This is a genomic window from Streptomyces sp. NPDC006208 (genome assembly GCF_040613775.1).
Taxonomy (GTDB): Bacteria; Actinomycetota; Actinomycetes; order Streptomycetales; family Streptomycetaceae; genus Streptomyces.
The window spans coordinates 97735-117431 of sequence record NZ_JBEXSW010000010.1 but is presented as its reverse complement, the minus strand read 5'-3'; the positions used below and the strand labels follow the sequence as shown (position 1 = coordinate 117431).

At 70.6% G+C, this 19697-nt stretch carries 20 protein-coding genes; 11 read left to right on the top strand and 9 right to left on the bottom strand.

Going from position 1 to position 19697, the window contains the following annotated elements; all coding sequences use genetic code 11:
* Position 1: 1 nt before the first annotated feature.
* Positions 2-781: an ABC transporter permease gene (locus tag ABZ208_RS10530; protein WP_356909112.1), complete on the top strand. Its 780-nt coding sequence runs from the start codon at positions 2-4 to the stop codon at positions 779-781.
* On the opposite strand, the gene ABZ208_RS10525 is transcribed toward ABZ208_RS10530, so the two are convergent.
* A complete protein-coding gene (locus ABZ208_RS10525; RefSeq protein WP_356909111.1) occupies positions 762-1694 on the bottom strand; it encodes a hypothetical protein in 933 nt (310 codons plus the stop codon). The genes ABZ208_RS10530 and ABZ208_RS10525 overlap by 20 nt on opposite strands.
* A 260-nt stretch (positions 1695-1954) precedes the next feature.
* On the opposite strand from ABZ208_RS10525, the gene ABZ208_RS10520 reads away from it, so the two are divergent.
* The 3 genes from ABZ208_RS10520 (at position 1955) to ABZ208_RS10510 (ending at position 4955) form a co-directional block, all read left to right on the top strand.
* On the top strand, positions 1955-2821 hold the full coding sequence (locus ABZ208_RS10520; protein WP_356909110.1) for a hypothetical protein: 867 nt from the start codon (positions 1955-1957) through the stop codon (positions 2819-2821).
* Between the two features lie 149 nt (positions 2822-2970).
* Positions 2971-4125 carry an ABC transporter ATP-binding protein gene (locus tag ABZ208_RS10515; protein WP_356909109.1) on the top strand — a complete coding sequence of 385 codons (1155 nt, stop codon included), beginning with the start codon at positions 2971-2973 and terminating at the stop codon, positions 4123-4125.
* Complete coding sequence (locus tag ABZ208_RS10510) at positions 4122-4955, top strand: ABC transporter permease (protein WP_356909108.1); 834 nt, start codon at positions 4122-4124, stop codon at positions 4953-4955. Before ABZ208_RS10515 ends, ABZ208_RS10510 begins: the two co-directional genes overlap by 4 nt.
* 3 nt (positions 4956-4958) lie before the next feature.
* Here ABZ208_RS10510 and ABZ208_RS10505 read toward each other — a convergent pair whose 3' ends face one another.
* Entirely contained in the window at positions 4959-5288 is a 330-nt protein-coding gene (locus ABZ208_RS10505) for an ATP/GTP-binding protein (protein WP_356909107.1), read from the bottom strand.
* Positions 5289-5499: 211 nt separating this feature from the next.
* Here ABZ208_RS10505 and ABZ208_RS10500 point away from each other — a divergent pair, with 211 nt between their 5' ends.
* The gene (locus ABZ208_RS10500) at positions 5500-6531 is read left to right on the top strand and encodes an LLM class flavin-dependent oxidoreductase (RefSeq protein WP_356909106.1); all 1032 of its coding nucleotides are present in this window, start codon (positions 5500-5502) and stop codon (positions 6529-6531) included.
* A 102-nt stretch (positions 6532-6633) separates the two neighbouring features.
* On the opposite strand, the gene ABZ208_RS10495 is transcribed toward ABZ208_RS10500, so the two are convergent.
* Positions 6634-7026: an SCO5389 family protein gene (locus ABZ208_RS10495; RefSeq protein ID WP_177147611.1), complete on the bottom strand. Its 393-nt coding sequence runs from the start codon at positions 7024-7026 to the stop codon at positions 6634-6636.
* A 242-nt stretch (positions 7027-7268) separates the two neighbouring features.
* Between ABZ208_RS10495 and nucS the strand changes: the two genes are divergently transcribed.
* The gene (gene nucS / locus ABZ208_RS10490) at positions 7269-7931 is read left to right on the top strand and encodes an endonuclease NucS (RefSeq protein ID WP_356909105.1); all 663 of its coding nucleotides are present in this window, start codon (positions 7269-7271) and stop codon (positions 7929-7931) included.
* 307 nt (positions 7932-8238) lie between these two features.
* Here the strand turns inward: nucS and ABZ208_RS10485 are convergent, their stop codons facing one another.
* The 3 genes from ABZ208_RS10485 to ABZ208_RS10475 all read right to left on the bottom strand — a co-directional run bounded on the left by ABZ208_RS10485 (position 8239) and on the right by ABZ208_RS10475 (position 12221).
* The gene (locus ABZ208_RS10485; protein ID WP_356909104.1) at positions 8239-10668 is read right to left on the bottom strand and encodes an ATP-binding protein; all 2430 of its coding nucleotides are present in this window, start codon (positions 10666-10668) and stop codon (positions 8239-8241) included.
* Positions 10669-10922: 254 nt separating this feature from the next.
* Positions 10923-11246 (bottom strand): STAS domain-containing protein, encoded by a 324-nt coding sequence (locus ABZ208_RS10480; RefSeq protein ID WP_328396335.1) that lies wholly within the window; start codon positions 11244-11246, stop codon positions 10923-10925.
* 126 nt (positions 11247-11372) lie between these two features.
* The gene (locus ABZ208_RS10475; RefSeq protein ID WP_328396337.1) at positions 11373-12221 is read right to left on the bottom strand and encodes a 3-hydroxyacyl-CoA dehydrogenase family protein; all 849 of its coding nucleotides are present in this window, start codon (positions 12219-12221) and stop codon (positions 11373-11375) included.
* 220 nt (positions 12222-12441) lie between these two features.
* On the opposite strand from ABZ208_RS10475, the gene ABZ208_RS10470 reads away from it, so the two are divergent.
* Positions 12442-13014 carry a cob(I)yrinic acid a,c-diamide adenosyltransferase gene (locus ABZ208_RS10470; RefSeq protein WP_356909103.1) on the top strand — a complete coding sequence of 191 codons (573 nt, stop codon included), beginning with the start codon at positions 12442-12444 and terminating at the stop codon, positions 13012-13014.
* On the opposite strand, the gene ABZ208_RS10465 is transcribed toward ABZ208_RS10470, so the two are convergent.
* Positions 13011-13604, bottom strand: a complete 594-nt coding sequence (locus ABZ208_RS10465; RefSeq protein ID WP_328396341.1) for a hypothetical protein — start codon at positions 13602-13604, stop codon at positions 13011-13013. The genes ABZ208_RS10470 and ABZ208_RS10465 overlap by 4 nt on opposite strands.
* A 151-nt stretch (positions 13605-13755) precedes the next feature.
* On the opposite strand from ABZ208_RS10465, the gene ABZ208_RS10460 reads away from it, so the two are divergent.
* From ABZ208_RS10460 to ABZ208_RS10445, 4 genes are all read left to right on the top strand, one after another.
* Entirely contained in the window at positions 13756-14961 is a 1206-nt protein-coding gene (locus ABZ208_RS10460; protein WP_356909102.1) for a histidine kinase, read from the top strand.
* Entirely contained in the window at positions 14958-15656 is a 699-nt protein-coding gene (locus ABZ208_RS10455; protein WP_356909101.1) for a response regulator transcription factor, read from the top strand. The genes ABZ208_RS10460 and ABZ208_RS10455 overlap by 4 nt, the downstream gene beginning before the upstream one ends.
* Positions 15657-15899: 243 nt before the next feature.
* Positions 15900-17666 carry a glycoside hydrolase family 18 chitinase gene (locus ABZ208_RS10450; RefSeq protein ID WP_356909170.1) on the top strand — a complete coding sequence of 589 codons (1767 nt, stop codon included), beginning with the start codon at positions 15900-15902 and terminating at the stop codon, positions 17664-17666.
* A gap of 84 nt (positions 17667-17750) precedes the next feature.
* Positions 17751-18608, top strand: coding sequence for a metallophosphoesterase (locus tag ABZ208_RS10445; protein ID WP_356909100.1), 858 nt, complete (start codon positions 17751-17753; stop codon positions 18606-18608).
* 123 nt (positions 18609-18731) lie between these two features.
* On the opposite strand, the gene ABZ208_RS10440 is transcribed toward ABZ208_RS10445, so the two are convergent.
* Positions 18732-19178 carry a DUF2550 domain-containing protein gene (locus ABZ208_RS10440; protein ID WP_328396349.1) on the bottom strand — a complete coding sequence of 149 codons (447 nt, stop codon included), beginning with the start codon at positions 19176-19178 and terminating at the stop codon, positions 18732-18734.
* Between the two features lie 126 nt (positions 19179-19304).
* Positions 19305-19688: a F0F1 ATP synthase subunit epsilon gene (locus tag ABZ208_RS10435; protein ID WP_356909099.1), complete on the bottom strand. Its 384-nt coding sequence runs from the start codon at positions 19686-19688 to the stop codon at positions 19305-19307.
* Between the last annotated feature and the right edge of the window lie 9 nt (positions 19689-19697).

Below are 19697 nucleotides of genomic sequence, written 5' to 3'. Positions count from 1 at the left end.
CATGGCATCCGTACCTGCCGTGTTCCGGTCGGAGTGGACCAAGATCCGGACGGTCTCCTCGACCGTCTGGACGCTGATCAGCGCGCTGGTCGTGACGGTCGCGATGAGCGCCGCGCTCTGCGCACTGCTGGCCTCGACGTTCGACGATCTGTCGGAGGTCGAGCGGGCCACCTTCGACCCGACGTTCCTGAGCTTCTCCGGGATGATCCTCGGGCAGCTGGCAATGGTCGTCTTCGGCGTCCTGGTGGTCGGCACGGAGTACAGCTCCGGCATGATCCGTACGTCGCTCGCCGCCGTGCCCCAGCGGGCCACGTTCCTGTTCAGCAAGATCGCGGTGGCCGGGCTGCTGGCACTGGTGGTCGGCATGGTCACAAGCTTTCTGACCTTCTTCCTCGGCCAGGCCCTGCTCGGCGAACACCGCACGACCATCGGCGCGGAGAACGTACTGCGCGCCGTGGTCGGCGGAGGCCTCTACATGGGGCTGATCGCGGTCTTCTCGATGGGCGTTGCGGCGATGCTGCGCAGCTCGATGCTGTCGCTCGGCATCCTGATGCCGTTCTTCTTCCTGGTCTCGCAGATCCTCTCGGCGGTTCCGGGCGCGAAGGACGTGGCCCGCTACTTCCCGGACCAGGCCGGATCGAAGATCATGCAGGTCGTCCCGGACGCGATGAACACGGAGGCGGCTCCGTACGGCCCCTGGGGCGGCCTCGGGATCATGCTGCTGTGGGTGGTTGCGGCGCTGATCGGCGGCGCTGTGGTGCTCAAGGAGCGCGACGCGTAGCGGGTGCCCGGCCGGGCGGGGTGTCCCCGGCCGGGGGCCGGGCGCCGCCGTCGGGCGGGGGGCCTCCCTCGCCCGGCAGCAGTCCGTCGAACTCGGCCCAGCCACGCCAGGTCCACACGTCCTGGCCGAGATCGGGCTGCAGCGGCACGAAGCGGCCGGTCTCGAAGTCGTCCCCGTCCAGGTCGAACCAGCGCTCGTCGACGATCTCGGTGCCCATGCCGACCGTGCGCGCGGTCAGCCGGACCAGCAGCCTGACACCCTGCGAGCCGCTGAGGTCCTTGCCCTGGATGCGGGTGAACGGCAGCCGGGGCACGGGCGCGTCGACCGGGATCCACACGGTGAACGGCGCACCGCGCTCCACCGACGGCCAGTAGCGCTCGGTGGACTCCTCCCCCTTCTCGTCGAGGACCCTCAGCTTCATCTTGTAGATGACCAGGAGGCCCTCCTGCGACCTCTCCAGATAGCGCATCTGGGCCGTCACCCGAAGATCCGCCAAGGCGAGATTGTCGATGTGGTTGTAGAAACGCACACCGATCACCGCGTTCGTGCTGTCCCGGTGCCGGGCGGCGTACTCGCGGAACTGGTGCACGGTGTACGCGGGGGCGACGGAGGCCCTCCTGCGCCAGACGAACGGGCGCAGGGCGAACATCTTGATCAGCACGATGCCGAGCAGTACCGCGGGCACCAGTGCACCGGTGATCGAGGCGACGGTGGCCAGCAGTGCATGGGCCACGCTGTCCGGCTCGGGGCTGAGACTGTCCGTGCCGATGCAGGCCCGCAGCGCCCCCAGCGCCAGACCGGCCAGCTCCTCCCCGTCCCGCAGCCGCTCCGCGATGCCCCGGTCGGAGTCCTCGCTCAGCGTCCACGCCACGGCGATGGCCGAGGCGAGGGCCGCGAGCGCGCTCAGCGTCATGAGGATCAGTGCGGGGACCGAACGCCCCGCCACCCACCAGCGAACCGACTTCCGACACCGGGGATGCGGCCTGCGCCTCACCGGCAATCCGGGAATCCAGTGCAACTCCCGCCTCCCCACCGCGAGTTCACTTTCGGAGATCTCTCCCCGGTCCGCGCCCCCGTCAACCGCATTGCCCGGGTGGGTCCCGTTTGCCCGCCACGGGTGGACCTGAGGTGTCGCTGCCCCCGCACGCGCGTGATCCCCGAAGGGCACCGCCGATGACGGACCGCAGTCTCGAGGCCCTGGGGCTGGACGCCGTTCCGGCGGAAGACCCGCTGGCCTATCCGGGCCTGCCGGTGACCGAGCCCTCCCTGCTGACCGGCGACGAGCTGCTGCGGCTGGACGTACGGCCGCGGCGGCTCGGCGAGTGGTACGTGAAAGAGCGGCGGCAGCCGCTGGACGAGGTGCTCGCCCGCCTCGGCCGGGCCTCCGCCGGGCGCCGCCACCCGGTGCTGGCGGTCGGCTCCAACGCATCGCCCGCGCAGGTCGGCCACAAACTCACCCGCCGCGGCGTCCCGGCCGTCGTGCCGATGGTCCCGGTTCGGGTGCGCGGCGTCGGCGTCGGCTGCTCGGGTCACATCAGCACGGCCGGCTATGTGGCGGGGACACCGTACGCGGACCCCGGGGCACAAGCGGTCCTGGTCGTCTCATGGCTGGACCCGGTCCAGCTCGCGGCCTTGGACGGCACGGAGTTCCACTACCGGCGAGCGCTGCTGCCCGGCACGGCGTTCGCGATGACGATGCCGTCCGGCGAGCGGCTGAGCGGCGCCCATGTATACGTCAGCGCGCACGGCGTCCTGCGCGGGCCGGACGGCACCCCGCGCTCCGGCGGCGGCACCCAGAGGGAGCTCCTCGCAGCCCTGCTCGCCGGCTCCGCCCGGCTGCGCACACTGCTGGGGCCGGATCCGGCGGCGTGGGTGGAAAGGGCGCGGGCGGAGGGGGCGGTGCGGGAGCGGGGGACGCAGATCTTCGGCGAGGAGGGATGGGTGCTGCGGCGGACCGGCCTTGCGGCGTACGCGGACAGGGCGGCCGAGCCGCGCCGGTACGACGATCTGCCGCCGCTGGGCGGCTCGCTGCGCATGTAGCGCCGGGGCCCTCGACCGGCCCGACGCTGTGGCCGGAGCGTTATACCTTGCGGGGAACCGTCAAACCCCGGATATCCTCCTAACTCTTACGGGGGCGATCGGCAGCACTGCCGCTGCCCCGACGACCCGAAAGCCGATGGGGCTGCAGAATGATCGAGGCAGTCGGCCTGACCAAGCGCTACGGCGCCAAGACGGCCGTGTACAACCTTTCCTTCCAGGTGCGGCCGGGGGCCGTCACCGGCTTCCTCGGGCCCAACGGCGCCGGCAAGTCCACCACCATGCGCATGATCCTCGGCCTCGACCGGCCGACCGAGGGGCGGGTGACCATCGGCGGCCTGCCCTTCCGGCAGCTGCCGAACGCGCCGCGCCAGGTCGGTGCGCTGCTGGACGCCAAGGCGGTGCACGGCGGACGCAGTGCGCGCAGCCATCTGCTGTCGCTGGCACAGCTGTCGGGCATCCCGGCGCGCCGCGTCGACGAGGTGCTCGGGGTCGTCGGTCTGCAGGACGTGGCCAAGCGGCGCTCCAAGGGCTTCTCGCTCGGTATGGGGCAGCGGCTCGGCATCGCCGCCGCGCTCCTGGGTGACCCGCAGGTGCTGCTGTTCGACGAGCCGGTCAACGGCCTCGACCCCGAGGGCATCCTCTGGGTGCGCAATCTGATGAAGCAGCTGGCCTCAGAGGGCCGTACCGTCTTCGTCTCCTCGCATCTGATGAGCGAGATGGCGCTCACCGCCGACCACTTGATCGTGATCGGCCGCGGGCAGCTGATGGCGGACATGAGCGTCAAGGACTTCATCTCGCACAACTCCGCGGACTTCGCTCGGGTGCGTACGCCGCACACCGAGCCGCAGCAGCGCGAGAAGCTCTCGGCCGCGCTGACCGAGGCCGGCGGGCAGGTGCTGCCCGAACAGGACGGCGCGCTGAGGGTGACCGGGCTGACCCTGCCGCGGATCAGCGATCTCGCGCACTCGGCGGATGTGCGGCTGTGGGAGCTGTCGCCGCACCAGGCCTCGCTGGAGGAGGCGTACATGCGCATGACGCAGGGCGCCGTCGACTACCGCTCGACCGCGGACCAGAAGTCGGGGCTGATGCAGCAGCCGCCGATGGGGTACCTGCCGCCGCAGCAGCAGATCCCCGAGGTGCCGCAGCACGGCTTCTACGCCCCGCCGCCGCCTGCGCCGGGCCAGAACCCGTACGCGCCCGGCGCGCCGGTCACCGGTGCCCCTGTGGCCCCCGCCGCCCCGCCCGTCGCTCCGTCGGCCGCTGCCGCCCCCGCCGACCTGAACAAGCCCGAGGACGCCCGATGACCACCCCCTACCAGCAGCAGGGCGCACCCGTCGCCTCGTACGCCTCCCCCATCCCGGTGCGCAGCGCCCACCTCGGCGACGCCCTGGCCTCCGAGTGGACCAAGATCCGCTCGGTGCGCTCCACGATGTGGACCCTCGGCGTGATGATCGTGCTGATGCTCGGCATCGGTCTCGGTGTCGCGGCGATCGTCTCGTCGCAGGATGTACGGGTGGAGGGCGAGTCGGCGCTCGGCCTCGGCTTCTTCGGAGTACTGCTCGGTTCGATCTGTGTGATGACGCTCGGCGTGCTCACCATCGCGTCCGAGTACGGCACCGGCATGATCCGTACGACCCTGACCGCCTGCCCCAGCCGGAGCCGGGTGCTGATCGCCAAGTCGCTCGTGTTCTTCCTGCTGGTCTTCACCCTCACGACCGTGATCGCCGCGCTCGTCGCCGCCGTCCAGACGTCGATGGTGGACGCGGACGAGCCGACCGGGGGGCAGTGGCTGCAGTCCACCGTGGGTGTGGGGCTCTACGTCGCGACGCTCGGACTGCTGTCCCTCGCTGTCGGTGCGATGATCCGGCACTCGGCGGGCGCCATCACGATCATGATCGGCGTGATGCTGCTGCCGCTCGTGGCAGCCATGTTCATGTTCTCGGAGTCGCTCTCGGACGTGCAGGACTTCCTGCTGCGATACGCGATCCCGAGCCAGCTCATCGGCGTCTACGGACAGGCCGCCGACGGCTCCGGTTCCGGTCCCGTCGGCTGGGAGCCGGTGTGGATCATCCTGGGCGTGACCGCGGTCGCGATGGCCGGAGCATTCGCGACGATCAACAGCCGCGACGTCTGACCCTCAGTACCTCGGCGCGTTACGGGACCGCTGCACCCTCGTGGTGCGGCGGTCCTTCGCGTTCCAGCACGCCTTGTGCCAGTGCCTGCGGTCGTCGACGCCGGAATGCTCGGGCCAGGCCACGACGTGCGGCACTCCCGAGGGGATCTCCTGGTCGCAGCCCGGGCATCGGTACCGCTTGCCGTCGGCGGCGGCGCCCGCGACATGGCGCACCGACCACTCCTCGCCCTGCCAGGACTCGGCTCTGCCGAAGCCTCCGTACCGCTCTCCCGGCTCGCCTGAGCGATCGGTCGGCTTCTCGCCGCCACGGGGGCGGTTGCGGCGCGGAGACACGTGACACCTCACGGGGCAAGTCCGGACAGTTCCCTTCCAGCGTAAGGGCCGAAGTCACGGGTACCTGCCCCCGCAGCATGAGACCGTGGCTCAAATCAGGCGCAGTTACCGGACAATCGCAACAACTTTGCGCCTACCCGTGCCCATGGCACGTGTCAGGCGTTGTTGCCAGTGGGGGAGTGACGCGTCGGCCGCAAGGAGGCAGATGGCGATGCGCGTTGGAACTTTCGTACTGGCGGCCCAGTTTCCGGGCCAGGGGCAGGGGGAGGCGCTGCACCGCGCGGTGCGCTCCGCCGAGGTCGCGGAGGAGTCCGGGCTGGATTCCGTGTGGCTGGCCGAGCACCATTTCGTTCCGTACGGGGTGTGCCCGTCGGCGGTGACCCTTGCGGCCCTGCTGCTCGGGCGTACGCGGCGGATCCGGGTCGGCACGGCCGTGAGCGTCCTGCCGAGCGCCCATCCGGTGGCGCTCGGCGAGCAGGCCGCGCTGCTGCATCTCACCTCGGACGGACGGTTCTCGCTCGGGGTGGGCCGCGGTGGGCCCTGGGTCGACCTGGAGGTGTTCGGCGCCGGCCTCGCCGCGTACGAGAGGGGCTTCCCCGAATCCCTCGATCTGCTGCTGCGCTGGCTGCGCGAGCCCCAAGTCGGTGCGCAGGGTGAGCGGTTCAGCTTCCGCCCGGTGCCGGTCGTGCCACGGCCCGACGAGCTCATCGACGGCCCGCCCGGCGGACCCGAGGTCATCGTCGCATGCACGTCGCCGAAGAGCGTGCGTCTCGCCGCGGAGCGCGGGCTGGCGATGCTGCTCGGGATGCACTGCGGCGACGAGGAGAAGGCGGACATGGTCGCTCTGTGGCGCACGCACGCGCTGGCAGCCGGCCACGCGCCCGAGACGGTCGCTTCGGCCGGCCATGTGTCGGCCGGACTGGTGCAGATCGGCGACCACAGCCGCGAGGCCACCGAAACCCTGGTGAAGACGATGCCCGGCTGGCTCAGGCAGGGCCTGGACGCCCATGTCACCGTCGACGGCCGGCACCGCGCGATGCGCGACCCGGTGGCGTACACCGAACTGCTGTGCACGCTGCATCCCGTGGGCCCGCCCCGGCGTGCGGCGGACCGGCTCGCGGCGACCGCCGAGCGCACCGGGATCACTCGTTTCGCACTGCTCGCCGAGGGCTCGGGCGATCTCGCCGCCACCGAGGAGAACGTACGGCGGCTGGGCACGGAGGTACTGCCCCTGCTCGGCTGAGGACACAGTGCGACCCACAGGTCCGGGTCCGGGTCGTCCGGGAGGTGCTGCCGCTCCGACATCAGTTGCACCTCCCGCGATGGGGAGCGGCAGCAAAAGACTTCAGCAGTCGCGCAGTTCGGGCGACTGATTGAGCAGCTGACCCCGTACGGAGGTGAAGCGGGCGAGCCGCTCGTCGACCGAAGAGTCCAGCGGGAACACCGCGACGCGGTGGCAGTTCTGGAATGCCAGACGCACCCCGAAGTGCCGTTGCAGCGCACCGCGAATCGCGTCACTCGCGAGCGCGCGCAGCAGCTGACCACGTGCCTGCTCGTCCGGCGGAGGCGTCTGGTTGTCGGCGAAGTCCCCGCCGTCCACCTTCAGCTGAGCCACCAGAGAACTGATCATCTCCCATGCGTAGGGCAGGGAGGTCCGGACGCAGTCGACGAAAGCGGCTTCGTCGACCTCGCCTCGCTCGGCCTGTTCCAACAGCGCCGGTGAGACGTCGAGCGACATGGGTTCTCCTCTCGCGGCCCCGCCGAACGGGGCCTTACGGGCAGGGAAGGAGGAAACGGACGTGCGCCGACATACCAACGACACACGACAACGCAGAGTGCATGCGCCGCGACCTCCCGCTTCCACGGTAAGTGCGCTGTCCGGACCGCACCAGGAGATTGGGAACACAACCGGCCAAATAACGAAGGGTGCTTCCAGGGCGAATCGCGCGCAACACCGTGCGTCGAGTAGCGTTGCCGACCATGCGCCTCGTCATCGCCCGCTGCTCCGTGGACTACGCGGGCCGGCTCACCGCCCATCTGCCCTCTGCCCCCAGGTTGATCCTGGTCAAGGCCGACGGGAGCGTCTCGATCCATGCCGACGACCGAGCGTACAAACCACTGAACTGGATGTCACCGCCGTGCACGCTGAAGGAGGGCGACGGCAGCGTGTGGACCGTGGTGAACAAAGCGGGCGAGAAACTGATCATTACGATGGAGGAAATCCTCCATGACTCGTCGCACGAACTCGGTGTCGACCCCGGCCTGATCAAAGACGGCGTGGAAGCGCACCTCCAGGAGCTTCTCGCCGACCGGATCGAGACACTCGGCGAGGGATACAGCCTGATCCGGCGCGAATACCCCACCGCCATCGGCCCTGTGGACATCCTCTGCCGGGACGCCGACGGCTCGACGGTCGCGGTGGAGATCAAGCGGCGCGGCGAGATCGACGGCGTGGAGCAGCTCACCCGCTATCTGGAGCTGCTGAACCGCGACCCGCATCTGGCGCCGGTGAAGGGCGTGTTCGCGGCGCAGGAGATCAAGCCCCAGGCACGGGTACTGGCGACGGACCGCGGCATCGGCTGTGTGGTGCTCGACTACGAAGCGCTGCGGGGCATCGAGGACGACAAGCTGCGGCTCTTCTGAGATTCGTCAGCTGAGTGAACATTGACCGGCCCCGGGCGCGCGCAGCGGCTCCGGGGCCGCGGTGTCGTGTGAGGCACGCGTTGCTCCCGGGTCGCGTCGGCCGCGCCGGGGTCCCCACGATGCAGGGGCGCATCGCCCGACGGCGGGCGCCGGAGGACCGCCATGGGGCGAGCAGGCGGGCCGCAGTGCCGCCCCGCGCCCCGCAAGAGGCCGGCCGACGGGACCACACCCGACGCAGACCGCCGGATCGGCCCGCACGGTCGGAACGGACGAAGGCGCACCGGCGCCCCGGCCCCTGGCTGCGTCGTCAGATCACCGGCGGGGAGTAGCCGGCAGCACCCGGGGTCGCGGAGGCGCTGCTCGTCACCGATTCGCTGCCGCCGGGCGAGGACGGCGTCGAGCTCGGAGTCGGCGTGGGGGTCGGAGTCGGGGTGGGGGTAGGAGTCGGCGTCCGTGTCGGGGTCCTCGTCGGAGTCGGCGACTTCGTCGGCTTCGTGGGCGGCTTCGAGGTCGACGGCCCGGTGCCCGGCGTCGACGCACTCGACGACGGCCCCTCCCCCGGCGTCGACGGGTCGCTCGTCGACGAACTCGGGCTCGGCGAGCCCGAGTCCGAGGGCTTGGCGCTCTTGTCCTTGTCGTCCTTGTCCTCGTCCTCGTCGGCCGGCGCACCGTCTGCCGGATCCGAAGTGTCCCAGCCGTCCGCGCTGTCGCCCTCGTTCACGGACTGGCCGGTCCCGATGTCGTCGCTCGGTGTCTCCTCCTTGTCGGAGACCGTGCCGAGGGTGACCACCGTGCCCAGAACGGCGGCAAGCAGCGCGCCCGCGCCCGCCGCGACCATATTGCGCCGGGCGCCGAAGAGCACGGCACGGCGGCCCGTGGGCCGGTCGTCGTCCGAGGGCGTCTCGCGCCGGGTCACGACCGTCTGCGGCTCGTTCGCGGGCAGAGCCCGCAACGGCGATGTCCTGGCAACCGACTCCAGGGCGGCGAGGGCGCGGACGGCCGGGACACCGCGCGGCGGAGAGACGGGCTCCGCCGGCCGTTCGGCGGCCGGCGGCTCGTCGCCCGGGGTGCCGCCGGCCGGCGACGTGCCCTCCGCACGGTCCGCGACAAGGGCCAGCGCCCGCCGTCCAGCGACCGTGCCGTTCTTGTCGGCCAGCGCGCCGCGCATGCCGATGGATGCCTCCAGTTCGGCCCTGGCCCGGTCCAGACTTCCGGTGCACACCGCCAGAACGCCCAACTCGTGGTGGAAGTAGGCCTCTTCGGCGACCTCACCGGATATTCGGGCGGCTTCGGAGCCGGCCCGCAGCGCACGCTCCCATGCTCCCCAGTGCTGCCCCGCGGCGAACGCGGGCGCGGCGCTGCGTGCGAGCAGGACGGCCGTGCTGGGGTGTCCGGGCTCGCGGCCCGGCACCAGCGTGCCGAGAGCGGCCATGATCGCGTCCGCCTCGGCGACAGCACGCTCCGGAGTCACCGAGGGATGCCCCGCCCACCAGGCATAGTGCTGGGCCGCGGTGTGGGCGGTGGCGGCCGCGTCCTCCGCGTAGCCCTTCTCGGTGAGCTGAGCGAGGACCCCCGCGGCCAGCCGGTAGCGGGAGCCGACCGGAGTGAGCAGTCCGCAGCTCATCAGTTCGCCGAGTGCGGCGTCGGCGTGGGTGTCGCCCACCAGCGCCGGCAGATGCGCCTGGTGCGGGACCTCACCGCCGAGGGCGACGGCGAATCGCAACGTCTGGCGGGCGGATTCGCTGAGCCGGGAGGCGAGCAGCGAGGAGGGCGCGGCGCCCTCCCCCAGCGACGGCAGCGGAACGTCCTTGCCCTGGGCCGCGGCGAAGGGCGCGAACTCCTCGAACGCCTCCGGGTCGGCACGCAGGCTGTCGCACTGCCGGAGCAGCGCACCGGCCTGCACGAAGCGCAGCGGCAGTCCTTCGGACTCGAACCAGAGGTCACCGGCCCAGTTCTGCTCGTCCTCGCTGAGCGGTCGGTCGACCGTGCGCTCCAGCAGCTCCAGGGCTGCGGCCCGGCCCAGACCGCTGAGCATGACCTCTTCGAGGTGCGAGTCAGAGGCGGGCGAGGGGACGTCGGGGGTCGCCGCGACGAGGAAGGCACACTCGGGAGCGGCGTCCAGCAGCTCGCCGAGCGCGGCCTCGCCGAACTCGAGATCGTCGAGGAGGACGATCGCGCCGATGTCACGGACGTACCCGGCGAACGCCTCGGGGTCCGGCCGGTGCCGGGGCGCGGCGTACACGGTGGCGAACAGCTCCTGGAGCAGTTCGGCGGGGGTGCGGTGGAAGCCGCTGAGCCGTACGACGCCGTCGGGCGCGAGGCCCCCGCAGCGCTCGGCGACGGCGTCGAGCAGGGCGCTGCGGCCGGAGCCGGCGGGACCGGTCAGCCGCACGGAGCGGCCGCGGCCCAGCAGGCGTACGAGCCGCTCGCGCTCCTCGTCCCGCTCCAGCAGCGGGAGCCGCGGCGAGGCGGGTCCCGGCGGTACGGGCGGCTGCGCGGCACGCTGGAACTCGGCGCGCTCGGCGGCGGTGCGCCGGGCGGGCGGACCGGGCTGCTCCCCCGGCGGGCATGGTTCGACCTCGCTGCCGTCGACCGGGTTGACGGTGAGCAGCAAGTCGCCCGCGACGAGCCGGACCGTACGGACGGGTGCCGGCAAGGACGGTGCGCGGTCCGGCGTGATGGCATCACGCGGCGGACGAGCCGGTCCCGCGCCGTCGCCGAAGCTGTCGTTGTCCATGGTCAAAGCCCCCAGATGCGGTTAGCTCTAGCCTCGCTCCGCCAGGACCGGGAAATCCTGGTGCCGGAGCCGCGTGCGAATGCCCTCCCGGCCTGTCTGCACGCCCGCTGTCGCTTCGGGTCCGGTGCCTGCCTCACGGGTCCGTCGAAAGGGCAGGCGATCGAACCCTAGACGTTCGCACGGCATCGCGAAACCGCCGGGGTCTCCCCCGCCCCGGACGTGACCGTCTCGTGAGGATTCCCTGCTCGTAGCGGTCAGACCCGGGGGAGCGATTCGGCCGCGATACCGCCTTCGATGGCGAGGATGCGATGCAGCCGGGTGGCCACCAGCAGGCGCTGCATCTGCGGCGGTACGCCGCGCAGCACCAGTCGGCGGCCGCACCGGCCGGCCCGCCGGTGCGCGCCCATGATGACCCCGAGCCCGGTGGCGTCCCACGAGTCGAGGTGTGTCAGGTCGAGCACCAGGTCGCCGACTCCGTCGTCGACGGCCGAGTGCAGCACCGTACGGGCGTCCGCCGCGCTGCGGACGTCGAGGCGGCCCCCGACGACCAGCTCGGTGTGGTCGCCCCTGATGTGCATATGCGCTCCCCGAGAGTGCTCTGTGACGTCACGTCTTTCTTTGCAACCACTGACTGCCGCAAGGCCGAGGCGGTTGCTGCTTGTAAGCGAACCGATACCGAAATCACCCCGGAGGGTGATGGTGGATCAGTGCTTGTAGAAGCCCTGCCCGCTCTTGCGGCCGATGTCACCCGCATCCACCATCCGGCGCATCAGCTCCGGCGGGGCGAACTTCTCGTCCTGGGACTCGGTGTAGATGTTGCTGGTGGCGTTCACCAGGATGTCCACACCGGTCAGGTCGGCGGTGGCGAGGGGCCCCATGGCGTGGCCGAAGCCCAGCTTGCAGGCGATGTCGATGTCCTCGGCGGTGGCCACGCCCGATTCGTACAGCTTCGCGGCCTCGACGACGAGCGCCGAGATGAGGCGGGTGGTGACAAAACCGGCGATGTCGCGGTTCACGACGATGCAGGTCTTGCCGACCGACTCGGCGAACTCACGTGCGGTGGCGAGGGTTTCGTCGCTGGTCTTGTAGCCGCGCACCAGCTCGCACAGCTGCATCATCGGCACCGGCGAGAAGAAATGGGTGCCGACGACGCGCTCCGGACGCTCCGTCACCGCCGCGATCTTGGTGATCGGGATGGCGGAGGTGTTGGAGGCGAGCACGGCGTCGTCCCGGACGATCTTGTCGAGAGCCCGGAAGATCTCGTGCTTGACCTCGAGCTTCTCGAAGACGGCCTCGACGACGATGTCCGCGTCGGCGACGGCGTCCAGGTCGGTCGAGGTGGTGATACGCGCCAACGCCGCGTCCGCGTCGGCCTCTTCGAGCCTGCCCTTGGCCACGAACCGGTCGTAGGAAGCCTTGATGCCGTCCAGGCCGCGGGTCAGGGCCGCGTCGGTGACATCCCGCAGAACGACGTCCCAGCCCGCCTGGGCGGAGACCTGCGCGATACCGGACCCCATGAGTCCGGCCCCGATGACGGCGAGCTTCCTGGCCACTGCGGCACTCCTTAACAACTGTTTACATGTGGGCTCTCTGCCGGAGGTTAGCGCCCGTGAGGGGCTGTCGGGTGGGGAAGAGATGCGCGTCACGTCTCGTATTGCGGACATCACACTGACGAGGGTGCGCCCGGTGGCTCCGAGCGGCGTGCGGCGGCGCCCGGGGTGACGGTGGGCACACGTCCCTGCCCCCCGCGCCGTGCGTAACTAGGCTGGCCTCATGGTCAATCTGACGCGCATCTACACACGTACCGGCGACAAGGGCACCACCGCCCTCGGCGACATGAGCCGCACCGCCAAGACCGATCTGCGGATCTCCGCGTACGCCGACGCCAACGAGGCCAATGCCGTCCTCGGCACGGCCATCGCACTGGGCAATCTGGGCGAGGATGTCGTGAAGGTCCTCGTCCGGGTGCAGAACGACCTGTTCGACGTCGGCGCGGATCTGTCGACGCCGGTGGTCGCGGACCCCAAGTACCCGCCGCTGCGGGTGGAGCAGTCGTACATCGACAAGCTGGAGGCCGACTGCGACCGCTTCCTGGAGGAGCTGGAGAAGCTGCGCTCCTTCATCCTTCCGGGTGGCACTGCGGGCGCGGCGCTGCTCCACCAGGCCTGCACGGTGGTCCGGCGGGCGGAGCGTTCGACGTGGGCGGCGCTGGAGGTGCACGGCGAGACGATGAACGCGCTGACGGCGACGTATCTCAACCGGCTCTCCGACCTGCTGTTCATTCTGGCGAGGACGGCGAACAAGGAGATCGGCGACGTCCTGTGGGTACCGGGCGGGGACCGCTAGGAACGGTCCACCCGGACCGGCTCGCGCTCCCCGGCGCGGTCCGTGTCCGTGCCCTGCGCCGGGGCCTTCCTGGGCCAGAGCGCATAGCTGAGCGCGATCAGACCGTGAATGCCGACCGCGCGCCACGAGGCGTACATCCAGTCCCGCAGTGAACCGGTGCGGCTCGCGTCACCCACGTACCAGACGGCCAGTTGCAGCAGCACCGTGGCGACGGCCCCCGCGATCAGTGTGCCGAGCCAGATCCTGCCCTCGTGGCGCGCCCTGGCCATGCCGTACTTCGGCGGTCCCACCGGGCGCGGGGCACCGCCGAAGCGGTGGGCGGCGTGACCGTCCAGCCACTTGATCGTGCGGTGGCCGTGGCCGACGGTGAAGCCGATGTAGAGCGCGGCCAGACCGTGCTTCCAGCTGGGTTCGGCGCCGTTCTTGAGGTCGATCGCGGTGACCACCAGCAGCACGACCTCGAGCAGCGGCTCCATCAGCAGCACGGCCGCGCCCAGCCTGCGCATCTTCGCCAGGTACCGCAACGCGAGCCCGAGGGCCAGCAGCACCCAGAATCCGACCTCGCAGACAACGATCAGCGTGACGATCACGGCAGTCTCCCTTCCTTCCCGTCCAGACTCCCGGCGCCGGAGGCACGAATCGTCGTCGCCAGTGACGAAGTGGCACTGCATCCTTCGATGTAGTGGGGCATCCGTCCGTGCGATGAGGCAGGCCGGGGCCCGGTCCGTGTTTGATGGAGGGGTGACCTTCCCCCGCCCGCACCGCGACGATGCCTTCCTCGCGGTCGCCGGTCTGCTCATCGGCCTGCTGCTGTGGTCCCTCGGGCTGCACAGCCGGGGCGCCCCCGCCCTGTTGCCCGCGTGGACGGCGCTGGTGCCGCTGACGGTGATGGCCGCACTGGAGCTGGTGCGCAGGATCATGCCCCGTACCGTGCTGAACATCGGTACGGTCGCGGTCGTCGCGGACCAGTTCACCCCGGGCAACATCGCGACGGTCGTCATGTTCGCGGACCTCGTGTATGCGGCCGTGCTGTACGGAACCCCCGCCACCGCCCGCCGTGTCCCGGTGACGACCGGCCTGATCAGCATCGGGGTGACCATCGGCTTCCTGGCCTGGCTCCGGGATCCGGTGGCGCTGCTCATCGGCGTGGTGACGGCGCTGGTGTCGTTCTTCCCTGCGGTCACCGGTGTGATCGTGCGCAATCACCGCGACGCCGCGGACTCGGCCCGGCTGCGTGCCGAGCAGACAGCGCTGCTCGCGGAGATGGACCGGGCCCAGGCGGTGGTGGCCGAGCGTGCCCGGATGGCCCGTGAGCTGCACGACATGGTGGCCAACCATCTGTCGGCCATCGCGATCCACTCCACGGCCGCGCTGTCGCTCGACGATGCGGCGACCACCCGGCAGGCGCTGGGGGTGATCCGGGAGAACAGCGTCGAGGGGCTGGCGGAGATGCGCCGGCTGATCGGGCTGCTGCGGGACAGCAGCGGCGACGCCGAGCCGGCCGCGGCTCCCACGCTGGACGGTCTCGAGGCGCTGGTGGAGCAGGCGAGGAGCAACGGCGGGTCGAGCGGGCTGACCTTCGCACTCGACGACCGCAGGGACAGAGGAGAGCGGCTGCCCGCTCCGGTCGAGCTCGCGGCGTACCGGATCGTCCAGGAGTCGCTGACCAATGCGATCAAGCATGCGGCAGCGGGTGAGGTGCAGATCAGCGTGTCCGGTGCGACGGGTGAGCCGCTGGTCGTGACGGTGACCAGTCCGTTCGGGCAACGGCAGGGACCGCGCGCCCCCGGCTCCGGAGCCGGTCTGGTCGGTATGCACGAGCGGGTGGCCCTTCTGGACGGGACGTTCGAGGCCGGTCCGGCCGCCGGTCCGCCCGGGGGGCCGCAGAAAGTCTGGTGTGTACGGGCGGAGCTGCCCCCGCTGAACGACAAGGAGCCCTCGGCATGACGTCCCCCGCAGTCCCGCCGCACGAGCCCGGCAGGGACGGCCCGCACACCATCAGCGTGCTGGTGGCCGAGGACCAGAGCGCCGTGCGCGCGGGTCTGGTCCTGATCCTGCGCAGCGCTGCGGACATCGAGGTGGTCGGCGAAGCCGCGGACGGCGAGGAGGCGGTACGGCTGGCCCGTGAGCTGCGCCCCGATCTGGTGCTGATGGATGTGCAGATGCCGAAGCTGGACGGGGTCTCGGCGACCCGGCAGGTGACGGCCGAGCGGCTGGCGGACGTGCTCGTACTGACGACGTTCGATCTCGACGAGTACGTCTTCGGGGCGCTGCGGGCCGGGGCCTCCGGCTTTCTGCTGAAGAACACCGAAGCGAAGGATCTGCTCGATGCGGTGCGCACGGTGGCGCGCGGCGAAGGGCTGATCGCGCCCGCCGTGACGCGCAGGCTGATCGCGGAGTTCGCCTCGGCCGCACCGGTACGGCCGGCGGACGCGCCGGACCCGGCCGTTCTCGATGTGCTGACGCGACGGGAGCGCGAGGTGCTCTCGTGTCTCGGCGCGGGGCTGTCGAACGCCGAGATCGCCGGCCGGCTGTCGATGGCGGAGACCACGGTGAAGACGCATGTCAGCCGTCTGCTGGGGAAGCTGGAGCTGCGCAGCCGGGTCCAAGCAGCCGTGCTGGCCCAGGAGTTGGGGGTCTGAGGAACAGGCCCGGATCCGCGTTCGACTTTGGTCTGGACCTATTGACGATTGGTCCAGACCTTCCTACTCTCGCGGCACGGCACACTGCGGTGAGCCCCGCCGAGTGCCTGCACGGACCAACCCCCTTACTGTCCGTACGTATCTCGAGGAGCACCCTTGAGCACGAGTACCCCCCGCACCAGACGCAGATTCAGATCCAGAGCGACGGCGGGACTCACCGCCCTGCTGCTCCCCCTGGCCGCCATGGTCGGCCTCGCCACGCCGGCCCAGGCGGCCACGTCCGCGACAGCCACCTACACCAAGGTCCAGGACTGGGGCACCGGATTCGAGGGCAAGTGGACGGTGAAGAACACCGGCACCACCTCGATCGCCTCCTGGACCGTGGAGTGGGACTTCCCCTCCGGTACGTCCGTCACCTCCGCCTGGGACGCCGACGTCACCAGCGCCGGCACCCACTGGACGGCCAAGAACAAGAGCTGGAACGGCACGCTGGCCCCCGGCGCCTCCGTCTCGTTCGGCTTCAACGGCGCAGGCCCCGGCTCGCCGGGCAACTGCAAGATCAACGGCGGCTCCTGCGACGGCGGCAGCGTCCCCGGGGACAACCCGCCCTCCGCCCCCGGCACCCCGTCCGCGAGCAACATCACCAACACCGCGGTGACGCTGAGCTGGACCGCGGCCACCGACGACAAGGGCATCAAGAACTACGACGTCCTGCGCGACGGCACCACGGTCGCGACCGTCACCGGGCTCACGTACACCAACACCGGGCTGACCGCCGGCACCGACTACTCGTACACCGTGCGGGCGCGTGACACCGCCGACCAGACCGGACCCGTCAGCGGCGCGCGCGCCGTGCGGACCACCGGCGGCGGCACCGACCCGGGCCCCGGCCCCGGTGGCAAGGTCAAGCTGGGCTACTTCACCGAGTGGGGTGTCTACGGGCGCAACTACCACGTGAAGAACCTGGTGACCTCCGGCTCCGCGTCGAAGATCACGCACATCAACTACGCGTTCGGCAATGTCTCCGGCGGCCGCTGCACCATCGGTGACGCCTACGCCGACTACGACAAGGCGTACACCGCCGACCAGTCCGTCGACGGCGTCGCCGACACCTGGGACCAGCCGCTGCGCGGCAACTTCAACCAGCTGCGCAAGCTGAAGGCCAAGTACCCGCACATCAAGGTCCTCTGGTCGTTCGGCGGCTGGACCTGGTCCGGCGGCTTCGGCCAGGCGGCCGCCAACCCGACCGCCTTCGCGCAGTCCTGCTACGACCTGGTCGAGGACCCCCGCTGGGCCGATGTCTTCGACGGCATCGACCTGGACTGGGAGTACCCGAACGCCTGCGGTCTGTCCTGCGACACCAGCGGCCCCGCCGCGTTCAAGAACATGATGCAGGCCATGCGCGCCAAGTTCGGTACGAACAACCTCGTCACGGCGGCCGTCACGGCCGACGCGTCGTCCGGCGGCAAGATCGACGCCGCCGACTACGGGGGCGCCGCGCAATACGTCAACTGGTACAACGTGATGACGTACGACTTCTTCGGCGCCTGGGCGGCGCAGGGCCCGACGGCTCCGCACTCCCCGCTCACCTCGTACCCGGGCATCCCGCAGGCAGGCTTCAACTCCGCCGAGGCGATCGCCAAGTTCAAGGCGAAGGGCGTGCCCTCGTCGAAGCTTCTGCTGGGCATCGGCTTCTACGGGCGCGGCTGGACCGGCGTGACGCAGGCGGCACCCGGCGGTACCGCGACCGGCCCGGCCGCCGGTACCTACGAGCAGGGCATCGAGGACTACAAGGTCCTCAAGAACACCTGCCCGGCCACCGGGACGATCGCCGGCACCGCGTACGCCAAGTGCGGCAGCAACTGGTGGAGCTACGACACCCCGGCCACCGTCGGCTCCAAGATGAGCTGGGCGAACGGCCAGGGCCTGGGAGGCGCGTTCTTCTGGGAGTTCAGCGGCGACACGGCGAACGGAGAGCTGGTCAGCGCGATCAACAGCGGGCTGGGATAGCCGCACCCGGCACCTCGTAGCGCCAAGGGCCGTCAGCAGCCAGTCTGCTGACGGCCCTTCACTTCCAGTGGTAGCGTCCGGATCATGGCTGGATCACACGGGGGAACGGGCCGGCTGCTCGCGATCAGCGACCTTCATACGGCCTATCGGGACAATCGCGCGATCGTGGAAGGCCTGCAACCCGAGTCGCCCGCGGACTGGCTTCTCGTCGCCGGCGACGTCGGAGAACTCGTCGCCGACATCGAACGGACGCTGGCCCTGCTCGCCGAGCGGTACGACACGGTGGTGTGGACACCCGGCAACCACGAACTGTGGACGCCCCGCGCCGATCCGGTCCAGTTACGCGGCCAGGAGCGGTACGAGCACCTGGTGGCGATCTGCCGCCGTCTCGGCGTCATCACCCCGGAGGATCCGTATCCGGTGTGGCACGGCGAGGGCGGCCCGGTCGTGATCGCCCCTCTCTTCGTGCTGTACGACTACAGCTTCCACGCGCCCGGCACCTCCACGAAGGAGGAGTCTCTGGCGGCCGCGTACCGCGCGGGCGTGGTGTGCAGCGACGAGTTCCTGCTGCACCCGGACCCGTATCCCAGCCAGGACGCCTGGTGCCGGGCCAGGCTGGAGATCACCGAGGCGCGGCTGGCGCAGTGCGATCCGGCGCTGCCGACCGTCCTGGTCAACCACTTCCCGCTGACGCGACACCCCACCGAGGTATTGCGCTACCCGGAGTTCGCACAGTGGTGCGGCACCGTCGGCACCGCCGACTGGCATCGCAGATTCCGTGCGGTCACCGTCGTCTACGGGCATCTGCACATCCCGCGGACGATGTGGGCCGACGGGGTGCGGTTCGAGGAGGTGTCGGTGGGCTATCCGCGGGAGTGGAAGGACCGGCCGGCGTCCGTGCGCGCGCCCCGGGTCATCCTGCCCGCGCCCGACCAGGCCTGATGCCGTCCAGGCAGCATTGGCCCTCCCCCGGACTCCGTCCAGGGGGAGAGGCTGCCTATTCAGGCGACATCGACTCTCCCCCAGACTCCGTCCGGGGGACCCCCATCCAACGAGGCTGCCTATTCAGGCGACATTGACTCGTTGGCCGGGAGGTGCCGCCTCCAGCCAGGCGAGGAAGCCGGTCAGCGCGTCCTCGCTCATCGCCAGCTCCAGGCGGGTGCCGCGGTGCAGACACCCGAGCACGATCGCGTCGGAGAGCAGCGCCAGCTCCTCCTCGCCCTCGGGACTGCGGCGTGCGAGCACCTCGATCGCCGAGCGCTCGAGGCCCCGGCGCGGGCGGGGAGCGTACGAGAAGACCCGGAACCACTCGATCCGGTCGCCGCTGTAGCGGGCGACTCCGTAGACCCAGCCTTTGCCGGAGAGATCGGTCTTCTCCGGCACGTTCCAGCGCAGGCTGCAGTCGAAGGTGCCGCCCGAGCGCTGGATCAGCCGTCTGCGGAGCCCGAAGACGAACAACCCGATCACTACCAGTGCGACGACCAGGCAGCTCACAAGCAGAGCGAGGACCATCTCCACCGACCTCCTCGCATCGTCCCGTAGCCGAAATTCACATGAGCCTGCATCGCCTCAGCCGCGGCAGGGTCTGGAATGGATCCGACCCGGCCGCGGCTGAGGACAAAACTGCCGGCGGGGTGACTAGTGCACCGCCACCGCGCGCAGCCGGACATCGGCACGACGCTCGGCGGCACCGTCCGCGTCCGACTTGGCACGCTCCAGCGCACGCTCGGCGCGCTGGACATCGATCTCGTCCGCCAGCTCGGCGATCTCCGCGAGCAGCGACAGCTTGTTGTCCGCGAACGAGATGAAACCGCCGTGCACCGCGGCGACGACAGTCCTCGCCCCGTCCTCGGAGGTCGTACGGATGGTCACCGGGCCCGACTCCAGCACACCGAGCAGCGGCTGGTGACCGGGCATGACGCCGATGTCGCCGGACGTGGTGCGCGCGACGACCAGGGTGGCCTCGCCGGACCAGACCTGCCGGTCGGCGGCGACCAGCTCGACGTGCAGCTCAGCAGCCAAGGGTGGCTC